Below are 13,736 nucleotides of genomic sequence, written 5' to 3' on the forward strand. Positions count from 1 at the left end.
CAGAGCGCGGGCGTGCACACTCGCACCATGGCGTTGCGTGATCTCGGGGCGGCGGTGCGGTGGTTGCGCGAAAACACCGACCCCGTCTCAGTGGGGCTGCCGGCCGGCGGGCTGACGTCCGGTGTGCGGCGGGTTCGCGGGTTGCGGCGCGAAGAACTCGCCGAGCTGGCCGGGGTTTCGGCGGACTACGTGCGGCGGCTGGAGCAGGGGCGCAGTCATCCGTCGGCCGGGGTTGTGGGTGCCATCGCCCGTGCCTTGCGCGTGGGACGCGCCGACTACGAGCGGCTCTGCGCGCTGGCCGGGTACGCCGCCGCGGAGGGGCACGTGCCGCGCGCGGCCGGGGCGGCTTCCCTGCGGCTGCTGGACCGGTTCGGCGCCACTCCCGTCTTCCTGACCGATGCCGCCTGGAACGTCATCGCCGTCAACGGTGCCTGGCTGGCGCTCCAAGCCGGCGCGCCGACCGGGCACGCCCGCGACTGGAACGTCGCGTGGCGCACCTTCCGCAGCGCACTCGGCGGGATCAGCCGGACCGACGAGCGCGCGGCCGGGTTCCAGGCGATGCTCGTCGCCCGCCTGCGCGACACCGTCGTGCGCTATCCCGCCGACGAGTCGCTCGCCGAACTCGTCGACGAGCTGCGGAGCACCAGCCGGCCGTTCGACGCCTTGTGGCGCACGCCGAAGACCGTGGACGCCTACGAGAACCGTGCCGTCTTCCGCCACCCGGACGGTGGCGAGATCACGCTCGACGGCAATCTGCTCGAGGTCCCGGGTGACGGCGTGATGGCCGTGGTCCTCACCGCGGCACCGGGCTCGGCCGACGCGGCGCGGCTCGGTGACCTCGTCGGGGCGTCCGGCGGGCCGGCCGTCCTCGAGGTGGGCCAAGCCGGCCCAGGCTGACCGGGCCGGGGGCCGTGATCCTGGGCTCATGGGGATCACGGGCGTGCCCAACGCCCCAGCTCAGCCTTTGCGGCGGCGCGGTGCGGCCGACCGCGGCGGCGTCGAACGCATGTGATCGCGCACCGGCGCCAGCAGGCCGGCGAGGGTTTCGACGTCCGTGCGGGAGAGCGGCTCGAACAGCAGGCCGCTGACCACCTCGATGTGCCCCGGCAGCACCTTCGCGAGCAGCGCGCGGCCGGCGTCGGTGATGGTGACCGTGACGCTCCGCTCGTCGTCCGGCGAAGGCGAGCGCACGACCAACCCTGCCTTTTCGAGCAGACCGGCCTGGTAGGTCAGGCCGCTGCGGCTGTAGACGACGCCGTCGGCCAGGTCGGTCATGCGGTGGCTGCCCGTCGGCGAATCCCCGAGCCGGGCCAGGAGCTGGAACTGGACGTAGCTGAGCTCGCCGGCCTCGCGCAGCTGCTGCTCGACCGCGTGCCGGAGCAGGCTGGTCACCTCGACGAGGTCGAAGTAGGCGCCGAGCTGCACGGGGTCGAGCGACGGCGACGAATCAGGCATGACCGGAGCTTACTGCTTCGAATTCGAACCAGCAGTGACCGGCATCACTTGCTTCGAATTTGAAGCAGATGTACTGTCGTCCTCAGTTGCTTCGAACTCGAAGCAACTGGACCAGAGCGAAAGCGAGAACTCCGATGAAGGCAGTGCGTTTCCACGAGTACGGCGAGCCCGGCGTCCTGCGCTACGAAGACGTCGAGCGACCGGTCCCCGGGGCCGGTGAGGTGCGGATCCACGTCGCCGCGACGTCGTTCAACTCCGTCGACGGCAACATCCGCGGCGGCTTCATGCAGGGGCCCATCCCGGTGCAGCTGCCCCACACGCCCGGGATCGACGTCGCCGGCACGGTCGACGCGCTGGGCGAGGGCGCCGACGGCGTCGAGACCGGGGACGACGTCATCGGTTTCCTGCCGATGGACGGCGACGGCGCCGCCGCGGAGTACGTCATCGCGCCGGCCGGAATCCTGACGAAGGCACCCAAGAGCGTTCCGCTGCCCGACGCCGCCGCGTTGCCGGTGGTGGGCCTCACCGCCTGGCAGGCGCTCTTCGACCACGGCAAGCTCCAGGCCGGGCAACGCGTGCTGGTCAACGGCGCCGGGGGAGCGGTCGGCGGCTACGCCGTGCAGCTGGCGAAGAACGCCGGTGCGTACGTGATCGCCACCGCCAGCCCGCGCAGTGGTGACGCGGTCAAGTCGGCCGGCGCCGACGAGGTCGTCGATCACACCGTCACCCGCGTGACCACGGCGGTGACCGAGCCGGTCGACATCGCGCTGAACCTCGCGCCGGTCGACCCGGCCGAACTGGCCGCGCTGGTCACCCTGGTCCGCCCGGGCGGGGTCGTGGTCAACACGACGGTGTGGATGCCCGCGCCCGCCGACGAAGAACGCGGCGTGCGCGGCGTCGATCTGTTCGTCCGCAGCGACGCCGGCCAGCTGGCACAGATGGTGGAGCTGATCGACCGCGGCGAGCTGCGTGTCGACGTCGCCCGGCGGGTCCCGCTGGCCGAGCTGCCGGCTGTCCACGCCGAGGCCGCCGCGGGCACACTGGCCGGGAAGGTCGTCGTCCTGCCGCCCACTGCCTGACCCGGACGGGGTGTTCGCCATGGCACCGATCCCCAGCACGCCCCGGGTGTTGACGCCGGCGGAACGCGAAGTCCTCGAATTCGTGGTGTCCGCGGACTTCGCCGGCGCGGACCGGCTCCGCGCGCAGATACCGCATTGCCGGGTCGTGGCGGTGTGGGCGGAGGGGCAGCCGAGCGTCGACCTGGCCGTGCCGAGGACCGTCGCCCCGGCACAGGTGCCGGACGGTGAACTGCCGTCCGGCTCCGAAGTCCGCACCAGCGCGGGGGAATACCTCGGTGAGGTGCTCGTGTGGGTCGGCGGCGGTTACCTGGCGGCCATCGAATACGCGTGGGTCACCGACGAAGCACCCGATCGGCTGCCCGACGTCTCGGCCATGAGACTCGTCTGACTGGTCACGAACCGCGGCGCCTGGCGAGGGACGGCCTCGCCAGGCACCAGGCGTCAGGCCGGGTTGTCCAGCGTCAGCGCCGTGCAGCGGATGCCGCCGCCGCCCTTGCGCAGCTCCGTCGTGTCCAGCTCCGTCACCGCCAGCCCCAGCGACCTCAGGTCGGCCGCCAGCCGCGGGGCGCCCGCGGTCATCGTCACCGTGCGGCCGTCGCTGATCAGGTTGAGCGCGAACGCCGCCGCCTCGGCCGGCGACACCTCGATCAGCTCCATCCCCAGCCCTCGCAGGGAACGAAGGCCGGAGGCGTCCAGCGCCGCCGGGTTGTACGCCAGCACGGACCCCGGGTGGATCACCGCCACCGCCAGATCCAGGTCGTACCACTGGGAACTCGTCGTCCGGAGCGGGACGATCTCGTAGTCCAGGTGCCGCGCCAGGGTGCGGAACGCGCGGATGTCCGTGCGCTGCCCGTGCGCCGCCAGCAGGAAGGGCCCGCACGCGAGCGCGTCACCCTGGCCGCTGAACGCGTACGACGTCGAAGCCACCTCGAACTCGTGGGACTCCAGCCACGCCCGGTGGTGCGGGGTTTCGGCCGCCCGCTCGGCAGGCAGCGTCGCGAGCACCGCACGGTTTCCCTGGACCACCGCCGCGTTGGCGGTGTAGGTCATGTCGGGGCAGGACGGGTCCGCGTCGACGAACTCGATCTTGCGGCCCGCCGCCAGGTGCGCTTCCACGATGTTCTCGTGTTCCACGATGGCGGCCTCGATGTCGGGCTGGACGCCGACGTGCATGTACGGGTTGATTTCGTAGTCGATGCGGAAATACCGCGCGGAACACATCAGGAGCCGTTGGTGCGTCATGGGTTCACTCGATTCGTCGGTCGGTCGGGCGGGCGGTTGCGGGCTGGTGTGGGAACCAGGCCGGGAGGCGCGCGGCCGACGAAACGAGCGAGGCGGGTCAGCCCAGGCCGCGCAGGCGGAACAGCTCGATCGTCATGAGGTAGCCCGGCTCCGACCGGGCCGCGTCGATGCGCTGCGCGACGGTCGTGGCCGAAGGGGCCGGACGCAGGGCCGCGCTCACCGCGCGCGCCAGTTTCGCGATCATTCCTACTCCTCTTCTTCGCGGAACTCGGGGAAAACCCAGGGTGCCCGGGCACGGGGTCCCGGGTCTGGCCAGATCCGGACAGCTTCGCGGTCATCGCGTCGCGTTCAGGAAGCCGATGACGACCGCGCCCCACCAGCACAGCTGCGAAACCGCCGTGGTGAGCCCGCCCTGGACGAGCAGGCGGAAGGGAACCGGCTCGTCGAGCAGGGCCATGCGGTGGCCCAGCACGGTCGCGCGGACGCCGTTGACGGCGAGCACCCCGACGAGGCAGAGCTTCACGACCGTGGCGGCGGAATCGAGGTCGGGGGAGAGCAGCGCGCCGCTGGCCACCAGGCCCGTCAGCCCGCCCCAGACCAGCAGGTGCAGCCGGGAAGCGCTGTGGACGGCCTCGGCGAACGACGCGCGCCCGAGCGCCCACAGGGCGAAGAAGTAGTCCGCGACCAGGACCGCGCCGAAGCCCACGATGAGGGACGCCAGGTGTGCGAACAGCGCGATGTCGTGCCACGCCGGACTCGGCCGCAGCCGCGTCGACAGCCAGATCGCGCCGGCGAGCAGCATGATCGAAGCAGACATGGCGTAATAGGCCGCGTAGCGTCGGTGGACACCGGACCCCGGCGGACGCGGGGTGGGCGGGATCCGTACCGGGATGCCGTTGTCGAGCATGACCTGTCCTTCCGGGAAATCCGTGGGGAACGGGTTCCGCCGGAACGACCGGTGCGTCCGACCTGCCTGCGTCAGCGGGAAACCCGTGCTCCGCTGATTACAGGCCATCGCGGACTTGGCTGGGAGCCTTGTCCGCAAAGGACAATCAATCCGGCGCTTCCGTGGAGAAGACAGGGACGGCGGCGCCGTTGCCGGGCCGTCCCGGTGCTAGGCGGACACCGGCCCCGCGAAGGCGGAAAGGTCGTGTCCGCCGCTTTCGACGGTGCTGAGCACGAAGTCGCGCACGGGCGGGAGCAGCGCGTGGCCGTCGAGGTAGGGGTCGGCGTGCGCGAGCAGGCCGGCGTCGGCGATTTCCTCGACGAGCTCCTCCAGCGCCGCGGACACCGCGTCGAACCCGCTGGGCGGGGTCCGCGCCAGCCGCTCCAGCAGCTCCCGCGCGGGCTCGCCGAGCGTGCGGTAGGCCGACTCCAGGGAGTCGCGCAGGGAAAGGTCCCCGACGCTCAGCCAGTCCACGCTGGTGCCGTTCAGGCGCCATTCGTCGACGACCCGCCGCAGCGTCAGCCGCGGCCGCGAGGCGATCTTGCGCAGCGCCAGGTCGAGCGCGAGCGGCAGGTCGCCGCACAGCTCGGCGAGCCGGTCGCGGTCGGGACCCGCGGAGACGGCGACGTGCGGGAGCGCCGAGGTGATCATCGCGATCGAGTCGCCGCGCGGCAGCGGTGTCAGCTGCAGCCGGTGGACGTCGCGCAGCCCCAGCAGCCGTTTGCGGCTGACCAGCAGCGTCGTGCTCGTGGTGGTCTCGGCCAGCAGCGGGCGCACCTGCTGCTCGTCCTGGACGTTGTCCAGCACGACCACGAGCCGGCGTTCGGCCAGCAGCGTGCGGTACAGCCCGGCCCGGTGGTCGAACGTGCCCGACAGCTGGTCGTCGTCGACACCGAGCGCGCGCAGGAAGCCGTCGAGGACGTCCGCGGTCGCCGGCGCGGGAGGAGCCCCGCCGCCGTGGCGCAGGCCGCCGAGGTCGGCGTAGAGCTGCCCGTCGGCCTGCTCCGCCGCGATCGAATGCGCGTAGTGCAGCGCGAGGTCGCTCTTCCCGACCCCGGCCGGGCCGCTGATCACCAGCGGGGTGTCGCGCGGGGACCGCAGCCAGGCCAGTTCGGCGGTGCGGCCGGTGAACCCCCGGGGGCGCTGCGGTAGCTGGGCCGGGTGCGGCGCGGAGCCGCGCCGCTGGAACAGCGGCGGTCTTCTCTTGCGCCCCCCGAACGGAGGCTGCGTATACCCGCTCGTCGCGGCGTGCCAATGGCGTCGCCACGCCTCGTCGTCGCCGCCGCACGCGGCGACGAAGGCGAGCGTCACCTGCAGCGACGGCATCCGGTTGCCGCTCGCGGCGCTGGAGAGCACCGACGACGAGAACATCGCCGACCGGGCCATTTCCCGGTAGGTCGGGTTGCCCGCCCGTGCGCGCAGCTCGCGCAATTCCCGGGCGAACTGGGTGGCGATGCCACCGGAGGTGTTGACGGGCTTTTCTGGCCTGCCCATGTGAATCCCCTTCCCCTCACTCACTCAGCGTCGCTGTTCGCGGCCGGTGTCTCTTCCGCTCTTTGGCGGTTTCGCTAGTCCGTTCGTGCATTTCTTTGACGTTGAGTAGATCATTTTCCGATACTTCTTACGGCATTTCGGTGAATGGGGGCAGCGCTCGACGGCCGTCCGCGTGCAGCGGACGGCCGTCGGGGTCCGGGACCTCAGGGGGTGGCGCGGCGGGCCGTCATGCCGAGCAGGGCGCACAGTGCCGCCACCAGGCCGAGCGCGCCGCACAGCCACCAGACGCCGTTGCCCAGCGCGACCCACGCGGCGACGCCGAACAGCGGGCCGAGTGCCATGCCGAGGCCGAAAGTCGCCTGGTGGGCGCTGATGTAGCGCGCCTTGACGGCGGCGGGGAACGTCGAGGGGTAGGCGAACATCGTCGGCCCGTTGATCATGATGCCGAAGACGAACACGATCGTGCAGGCGACAAGCGCGACCGCCGAGCCGCCGCTGAGGCCGAACCCGGCGACCCCGAGGCCCATCAGCACGGTACCGGCCGTGGCGGCGACGTGGCTCGGCCAGCGCGTGACGTACGAGGTGATCTTCAGCTCGCACAGGATCAGCACGGCCGACGCGGTCACGAGCACGACGCTGTAGAGACCGGCGGAATGCCCCTCGGCGGTGATCTTCAGCGGCAGGGAAACCGTGTACTGGACGTAGATGATCGACCCGATCAGCACCGAGGCCAGGAAGAACCAGAAGCGGCCGTCGCGCAGCAAGATCCCGTACGCGGCACGGGTTCCGCTCCCGGCCGGCTCCGACACCTCGCGCTCGACCCGGCGGTCGGGCAGCAGCCGCACCGCCAAGACCGCGTAGAGCAACGCGGTCGTCGCGTCGAACCACAGCAGGAGGTCCCAGTCGAGCAGGATCAGGCCCGCCGCGATCAGCGGGCTCAGCGCCGCGCCGAGGTTGAGGGCGATCCGCATCATCGAAAAGCCCATGACGCGGTCGGAATCGGGCATCAGTTCGCTGAGCAGGACGGCGGCCGCGGGCCGGTAGCTCTGGGTCGCGAGGCCGGCGAGCAGCATCGCGGCCATCAGGGCGGCGATCAGCCCGGGCCGCCCGAAGAACGGGACGAGCGCGAGGATCACGGCCGAGCCGGACATCGCCGCGGTGATGGTCGCCCGCGGGCCGATGCGGTGCACGAGTTCGCCGCCGGCCAGGCCGCCGAGGACCGAGCCGATGCTGTAGGCGGCGAGAACGAGGCCGGCCTGCCCCGCGGAGAACCCGCGGAAGACCAGGTACAGCACCATGAACGTCTGGACGAACGCGCCGAGCTGGTTGACGAGCACGCCGCCGAGCAGATAGCGGACGGGCGTGGGCGTCCGGCGCAGGACGGCCAGTACGCCGGCGGGTTTTTCGGTGGTGGTCACGGCCGAGCCTCCAGGGGCTGTGCGAAGGGGTGTGCCGCACCTCGATCGGGTGCCGGCTTCCTCATTGCAGCGGCCTGGCCGGTTGACCGGCAGAGTTGGTTCCGCCGGAAAATCAATTCTCGCGTGATGTGGACAACCCCGATAATCGGAGCGTGACGCGGTTGTCGCGGAATTCGCATGCCCGCGCCCGGCCGGACGCAGCGATTGCTGCATCCGGCCGGTATGCGGCAAAATCAGAGGCCGACGATCAGTTCGTGGTCGATTTCGACGAAGTCCGTGATCAGATCGGCGAACTTGCCCGAAATCAGTTCCTTGTAGGCGGCCGAACCGGTGTGCGCGTCGTAGGCGGCCTGGTCGGCGAAGTGCTCGACGAACAGCAGGAAGTCCGGCTTGGCGGGGTCGCGGTAGACGCGGAAGGACAGGGTGCCGTCCTCCTGCCCGGGGCCGAGCGGCGCGAACTCGTGCACGAGCGCCTCGGCCTCGGCCTGCTTGCCCGGCTTGAGGGGGATGGGGAACACCTTCGCCAGCATGGGGGAACCTCTCGGTAGTGCGGTGCTTGCTCCGGCGACCACTCTGCCGAGCGCCCGGGGCCGCGTCCGGTCAGATCCGGACACGTCTGTCGTCGATGCGTGGCTTCGCCACCCGGACCCGCAAAGAAGTCTTCTCCCGGGGTGCGCACCTGCCCCGGTCCTGTCCGGATCTGGCTAGCGCCGGCCGGGCCCGATCACCTACACCTGGGACATGACGACTTTTTCGGCCGTGGTCACCACCGGCATCTACTGCCGTCCCGGCTGTGGGGCGAAGCCGCTCGCGGAGAACGTGAAGACGTTCGAGCTGGCCGCCGAGGCCGAGGCCGCCGGGTTCCGGGCGTGCCTGCGCTGCCGCCCCTACCGCGTGGCCGGCCCGGTCGGCGCGGACGCGCCGGAGCTCGTCTGCCGCGCGGTGCAGCTGATCATCGCCGGCGCGCTGGACACGGGCACCGAAGCGGAGCTGGGCCGGCGGCTGGCCGTGTCCCCACGGCACCTGCGCCGGCTGTTCCACGACCACCTCGGCGTGACGCCGGACCAGCTCGCCCGGTCGCGGCGGTCGCACTTCGCGCGCCGCCTGCTCGACGACTCCGACCTGACCGTCGCGGACGTGGCGTTCGCCGCCGGGTTCGGCAGCCTGCGCCAGTTCAACCGGGACATGAAGCTGGTCTTCCGCGCTTCCCCGCTCGAGCTGCGCAACCGGCGCCGGCGGACCGACCGGCTCGCCGCGGACGGCGGCCTGATGATGCGGCTGCCCTTCGAGTCGCCGCTGAACTGGGAAGCGCTCAGCGCGTTCCTGGCCGACCGCGCGGTCCCCGGGGTCGAGTCGGTGCTCGACGGCGTCTACCGGCGCACGATCAGCCTCGACGGCGAGGCGGGCGTCATCGAGGTGCGCCGTGGCGGCGACGACCACCTGCTGCTGACCGCGCACATGCCGTTCTGGGAGGGCCTCATCCACGTCGTGGACCGCGTCGGGCGGATGGTCGGTGTCGACGCCGACACCAAGCCCGCCGAGGCCGCCTTCGCCGAAGACCCGGTGCTGGGCCCGCTGCTGCGCAAGCGGCCCGGCCTGCGCGTGCCGGGTGCCTGGGGCTTCTTCGAAGTCGGCGTGGAAGCCGTGCTGAGCCAGTACAGCGTCCGCGCGCGGGTCCGGCGGCAGCTGGCCGCGCTGGTCGAAGCGGCGGGCCAGCCGGTGCCCGGCCTCGAACACGGCCTGACCCACCTGTTCCCCTCGGCCGAGACGCTGGCCCAGGCGGACCTGGAGGGCGCCCGGCTGCCCGCGAAGACCGCGCGGACGCTGCGTGCGTTCGCCTCCGCCGTGGCCGCCGACGAGACCCTGCTCGACCCCGGTGCGAGCCTGGCCGACTGCACCGCCGGGCTGACGGCGTTGCCCGGCATCGACCGGAGCACCGCCCAGGAGATCGCCCTGCGGCTGGGGCACGCCGACGCCTTCCCGGCCGCCGAGCGCACGGTCGAGGCGACGTTGCTCGAACACGACGTCTTCGCCGACGCCGGCCGGCTGGGTACCGCCTGGCACCCGTGGCGCGCCTTCGCCGCGACCCACCTGATCGCCGCCGGTGTACCGACACCGGCCGCTTGAAACACCCAGAAGGAGAACAGATGTCTGCCACCCGGCTCGCCGAACGGCTGCGCGCCCTGCACACCGACCGCACGCTGGTGCTGCCGAACGCCTGGGACGCCGCCAGCGCGGCCCTCATCGCGCGGGCCGGGGCCCCGGCGATCGCCACGACCAGCGGCGGGGTCGCCTGGTCCGCCGGGCGGCCCGACGGGCACGGCCTCACGCGCGAGGAGATGACCGAGCTGGTCGCGCGGATCGTGCGCGTCGTCGACGTCCCGGTGACCGCCGACATCGAGGGCGGCTACGGGCCGTCCGAGGACGACGTCGCGGCGACCGTCCGCGCGGTCGTCGAGGCCGGCGCGGTCGGGGTCAACCTGGAGGACTCGACCGCTCCCGGTGGTCCGCTGTTCGACGTCCCGGCGCAGGTCGGGCGGGTTCGCGCGGCCCGTGACGCGGCGACGGCGGCCGGCCTGCCCGGGCTGTGGCTCAACATCCGCACCGACGTCCACCTGTTCGGCATCGGCGAGCCCGAAGGCCGCCTGGACGACGTTCTGTCCCGCGCGGGCGCCTACGCCGCGGCGGGCGCGGACAGCGTGTTCGTACCGGGCCTGGTCGACCTGGAGACGCTCCGCGTCCTCGTCAAGGAGAGCCCGCTGCCGGTGAACGTGATGGTGTGGCCGGGCGCCCCGACGGTGGCGGAGCTGGAAGCGGTCGGCGTCCGCCGGATCAGCGTCGGCACGGCGATCGCGCAGGCCGCCTACGCGGTCGCCCAGCGCGCGGCGGTGGAACTGCTGGAGCAGGGCACCTACACCGCGTTGGAAGGGGGCCTGGACTTCGGCGCCGTCAACAGCGCCGTGACCGGCTGAGCCTCATCCACGGACGGGCCGCGACGGGGAGGAATCCCCTTCGCGGCCCGTCCGCTGTCTACTCCCGTTGTGCACCCCGTTGATTTTCCTTGACGGCCAACCGTTTCCATCAATTAAAGCGCTGGCTTCAATCACTTCCAAGCGGCCGACCCGGACCGCGACCGAGAAGAAGACCTCGAGGGAAGTGATGTGATGACCGTAGTCGAGCCGCTGCCGGTCCGCCCGCCGGAAACCGCGGCGGAGATCCTCGGCCGGGCCCAGGCACTCGCCCCGGTGCTGCGCGAACGCGCCGAGGAGATCGAACGGGCCCGGCGGCTGCCCGCGGACGTCGTGGACCTCCTGCGCGGCACCGGCGTGTTCCGGATGGGCTTCTCCCGCGACCACGGCGGTCCCGAGCTCACGTCGATCGAGCAGACCGAGGTGATCGAGGCCCTCGCCCACGGCGACGCAGGCGCCGGGTGGTGCGCGATGATCGGGTCGGACACCGGGCTCTACGCGTCGTTCCTGGACCGCGCCGTCGCCGCGGAGATGTTCCCCAGCCTGGACATGGCGACCGCCGGGCTGCTCTTTCCCAACGGCCGCGCGGAAATCGTCCCCGGCGGCTACCGCCTCACCGGCCGCTGGCAGTTCGGCAGCGGTGTCACGCACGCCGACTGGGTCGTCTCCGGGGCCTTCCTCTACCGCGACGGCAAGGCCGAACCCGGCGCCGACGGGTCGCCGCACGAGTCGATCCTGCTCATGGTGCCGAAGGCGGACGTCGAGGTGCTCGACACCTGGCACACCACCGGCCTGGCCGGCAGCGGCAGCTGCGACTACACGATCACCGACGTGTTCGTGCCCGCCGCGCACACGCTGACGTTCGCCGAAGTACGCGGGGGATCGGGCCCGCTGGCCCAGCCCGAGGTGCACATGCGGAACATGCCGGGCGTCGCGCTCGGCGTCGCCCGGGCCGCGCTCGACCACGCCACGGACGCCTCCGTGTCCGCGGGCCGGGAAGACGACTACCGCACGCAGACCACCTTGGCCGACTGTGAAGGCGACTTCGCCGCGGCTCGCGAAGGCGTCTACGGCGCGTTGCGGCGCCAGCACGAAGTCCTGTCCGCGGGCGGCTCCCTCGACGACCTGACCCCGCGCGAGCGGGCCGCGCTGCCGCTGTCCCGGCGGCACGCGTTCCGCACCGCGCGGTCGATCGTCACCCGCCTCTACGACCTGGTGCAGACCGCCGCGATCTACCGGCCTTCGCCGCTGGACCGCTGGCTGCGCGACACCACCACGATGTGCCAGCACATCGTGGCGCAGGACCGGATCCTGCAGACCGCCGGCGCCCACCTCCTCGGTGGCCGCCCCGCGTTCCCGCTGGCCCTCGGCATCACTTCCAGCCGGCGCTGACCCGACCCACCCCAGGCCCCACCCCGAAAAGAAGGAAAACACCCATGCGAAAGCTCCGGGCCGCCGTCTGCGCGGCCGCCGTGCTGGCTGTCACGCTCACCGCGTGCAGCACCCCGAGCGGCACCACCGCCGCTCCCACGCCGGACGGCGCCGCCGCGCCCGCCGCGGCGAACATCGACCGCGACGCGGTCATCAGCTACAGCGAGACCGAGCCGGCCGGCCCGCTCGTGCCGGGCAACACCACCGAGGTCGGCGGCATCAGCGTGCTGGGCACGCTGTTCCGCGGCCTCATCGAGTACGACGCCAAGACCGCCGCTCCCCACAACGCTGTCGCGGACTCGGTCACCACCACCGACTCCAAGGTGTGGACGATCAAGCTGAAGGACGGCTGGACGTTCCACGACGGCACCCCGGTGACCGCCAAGAGCTTCGTCGACGCGTGGAACTACACCGCGTACTCCCCGAACCTGATGGCCGGCGCCAGCTACTTCTCGCACGTCGTGGGCTTCGCTCAGGTCAACAACGCGACCGCGGACGGCAAGCAGCCGGCGGCGCTGCCGGCGGCCAAGGAACTGCCGGGCCTGAAGATCGTCGATGACAAGACGTTCACCGTCACGCTCGACGCGCCGTTCTCGGAGTTCGGCGTCCAGCTCGGCTACGCGGCGTTCTTCCCGATGCCGGCGAGCTTCTTCGCCGACCGCAAGGCGTTCGAGGCGCACCCCGTCGGCAACGGGCCGTTCGAGTTCGAGTCCTACACGCCGGGCAAGGACCTCGTCGTCAAGCGGTTCGACGGCTTCGCCGGCGCGCAGAAGCCGAACGTCGGCGGCATCGACTTCCGCTTCTACACCGACCTCGACAAGGCGTACGCCGACGTCATCGCGAACAAGCTCGACTTCCTGTCGTTCACGCCGTGGACGTCCACCCAGGGCGGCAAGATCAAGAAGGACCTGCCCGACGACCGGCGCAAGACCTACACCTACCTCGGCTACCAGGCGATCGCGTTCCCGCTGTTCGACAAGCGCTACGACAGCCCGCAGTTCCGCCAGGCCATCTCCATGGCGATCGACCGGAAGGCCCTGATCCAGCAGGTCTTCAACGGCGGCCGCACCCCGGCCGACGGCCTGGTCGCCCCGAACGTCCAGGGCCACCTCGACAACCAGTGCGGCGAGCTGTGCACCTACGAGCCGCAGAAGGCCAAGCAGCTGTTCGACGCCTCGGGTTTCCAGGGTGACATCGAGCTGACTTCGAACATCGACTCCGGCAACCAGGAGTGGATGGAGGTCATCTGCAAGCAGATCCAGGCCTCGCTGGGCCGCACGTGCAAGTTCACCCCGCAGACGACGCTGGGCGACTTCCGCAAGCAGCTCAACAACCGGACCGTCACGGGCATCTACCGCTCGGCGTGGGTCGCGGACTACCCGTCGATCGAGAACTTCCTCAACCCGCTGTTCCGCACCGGCGCCGCTTCGAACGTCGGGCAGTACTCGAACCCGAAGGTCGACGAGCTGCTCAAGCAGGCCGACGCCGCGCCGTCGCAGCAGCAGGGCCAGGCCCTGTACCAGCAGGCCGAAAAGCTGGTCCTGCAGGACATGCCGACCATCCCCATCTGGTGGCAGTCCGGTACCGCGGCCTGGGCGTCCCGGCTGCACAACGTCCAGCCCACCCAGTTCCGCGAGCTCGACCTCTTCAGCGTCACCGTCGGCAAATAGCTCCGTGCGGCGCGCCGCGACCCGGCGCGCCG

The 13,736-nt window shown here is 71.6% G+C and carries 14 protein-coding genes; 7 read left to right on the forward strand and 7 right to left on the reverse strand.

From position 1 onward, the window contains the following. Positions 1-27 precede the first annotated feature (27 nt). A complete protein-coding gene (locus tag ACZ4TR_RS39365) occupies positions 28-897 on the forward strand; it encodes a helix-turn-helix domain-containing protein (RefSeq protein ID WP_465293251.1) in 870 nt (289 codons plus the stop codon). A gap of 60 nt (positions 898-957) precedes the next feature. Here the strand turns inward: ACZ4TR_RS39365 and ACZ4TR_RS39370 are convergent, their stop codons facing one another. Next, a complete protein-coding gene (locus tag ACZ4TR_RS39370; protein WP_364515439.1) occupies positions 958-1,455 on the reverse strand; it encodes a MarR family winged helix-turn-helix transcriptional regulator in 498 nt (165 codons plus the stop codon). A 134-nt stretch (positions 1,456-1,589) separates the two neighbouring features. Between ACZ4TR_RS39370 and ACZ4TR_RS39375 the strand changes: the two genes are divergently transcribed. Then, a complete protein-coding gene (locus ACZ4TR_RS39375; protein ID WP_465293252.1) occupies positions 1,590-2,534 on the forward strand; it encodes an NADP-dependent oxidoreductase in 945 nt (314 codons plus the stop codon). Positions 2,535-2,553: 19 nt separating this feature from the next. Then, positions 2,554-2,922, forward strand: coding sequence for a hypothetical protein (locus tag ACZ4TR_RS39380; RefSeq protein ID WP_465293253.1), 369 nt, complete (start codon positions 2,554-2,556; stop codon positions 2,920-2,922). Between the two features lie 53 nt (positions 2,923-2,975). Here ACZ4TR_RS39380 and ACZ4TR_RS39385 read toward each other — a convergent pair whose 3' ends face one another. From ACZ4TR_RS39385 to ACZ4TR_RS39410, 6 genes are all read right to left on the reverse strand, one after another. Beyond that, positions 2,976-3,776 (reverse strand): dimethylarginine dimethylaminohydrolase family protein, encoded by an 801-nt coding sequence (locus ACZ4TR_RS39385; protein WP_465293254.1) that lies wholly within the window; start codon positions 3,774-3,776, stop codon positions 2,976-2,978. 97 nt (positions 3,777-3,873) lie between these two features. Beyond that, the gene (locus tag ACZ4TR_RS39390; RefSeq protein WP_364515430.1) at positions 3,874-4,020 is read right to left on the reverse strand and encodes a hypothetical protein; all 147 of its coding nucleotides are present in this window, start codon (positions 4,018-4,020) and stop codon (positions 3,874-3,876) included. A gap of 90 nt (positions 4,021-4,110) precedes the next feature. Next, positions 4,111-4,593, reverse strand: coding sequence for a hypothetical protein (locus tag ACZ4TR_RS39395; protein WP_465293255.1), 483 nt, complete (start codon positions 4,591-4,593; stop codon positions 4,111-4,113). Positions 4,594-4,890: 297 nt separating this feature from the next. Further along, positions 4,891-6,216 carry a helix-turn-helix domain-containing protein gene (locus tag ACZ4TR_RS39400; RefSeq protein ID WP_465293256.1) on the reverse strand — a complete coding sequence of 442 codons (1,326 nt, stop codon included), beginning with the start codon at positions 6,214-6,216 and terminating at the stop codon, positions 4,891-4,893. Between the two features lie 203 nt (positions 6,217-6,419). Next, a complete protein-coding gene (locus ACZ4TR_RS39405) occupies positions 6,420-7,634 on the reverse strand; it encodes an MFS transporter (RefSeq protein ID WP_465293257.1) in 1,215 nt (404 codons plus the stop codon). 233 nt (positions 7,635-7,867) lie between these two features. Then, entirely contained in the window at positions 7,868-8,164 is a 297-nt protein-coding gene (locus ACZ4TR_RS39410) for a putative quinol monooxygenase (RefSeq protein WP_465293258.1), read from the reverse strand. Positions 8,165-8,375: 211 nt separating this feature from the next. On the opposite strand from ACZ4TR_RS39410, the gene ACZ4TR_RS39415 reads away from it, so the two are divergent. The 4 genes from ACZ4TR_RS39415 to ACZ4TR_RS39430 all read left to right on the forward strand — a co-directional run bounded on the left by ACZ4TR_RS39415 (position 8,376) and on the right by ACZ4TR_RS39430 (position 13,704). Continuing rightward, a complete protein-coding gene (locus ACZ4TR_RS39415) occupies positions 8,376-9,761 on the forward strand; it encodes an AlkA N-terminal domain-containing protein (RefSeq protein WP_465293259.1) in 1,386 nt (461 codons plus the stop codon). 20 nt (positions 9,762-9,781) lie between these two features. Then, the gene (locus ACZ4TR_RS39420) at positions 9,782-10,606 is read left to right on the forward strand and encodes an isocitrate lyase/PEP mutase family protein (RefSeq protein WP_465293260.1); all 825 of its coding nucleotides are present in this window, start codon (positions 9,782-9,784) and stop codon (positions 10,604-10,606) included. A 192-nt stretch (positions 10,607-10,798) separates the two neighbouring features. Continuing rightward, positions 10,799-11,995 carry an acyl-CoA dehydrogenase family protein gene (locus ACZ4TR_RS39425; RefSeq protein ID WP_465293261.1) on the forward strand — a complete coding sequence of 399 codons (1,197 nt, stop codon included), beginning with the start codon at positions 10,799-10,801 and terminating at the stop codon, positions 11,993-11,995. Positions 11,996-12,039: 44 nt separating this feature from the next. Beyond that, positions 12,040-13,704 carry a peptide ABC transporter substrate-binding protein gene (locus tag ACZ4TR_RS39430; RefSeq protein ID WP_465293262.1) on the forward strand — a complete coding sequence of 555 codons (1,665 nt, stop codon included), beginning with the start codon at positions 12,040-12,042 and terminating at the stop codon, positions 13,702-13,704. Positions 13,705-13,736: the final 32 nt, after the last annotated feature.

This window comes from Amycolatopsis sp. NPDC028719, assembly GCF_055565395.1.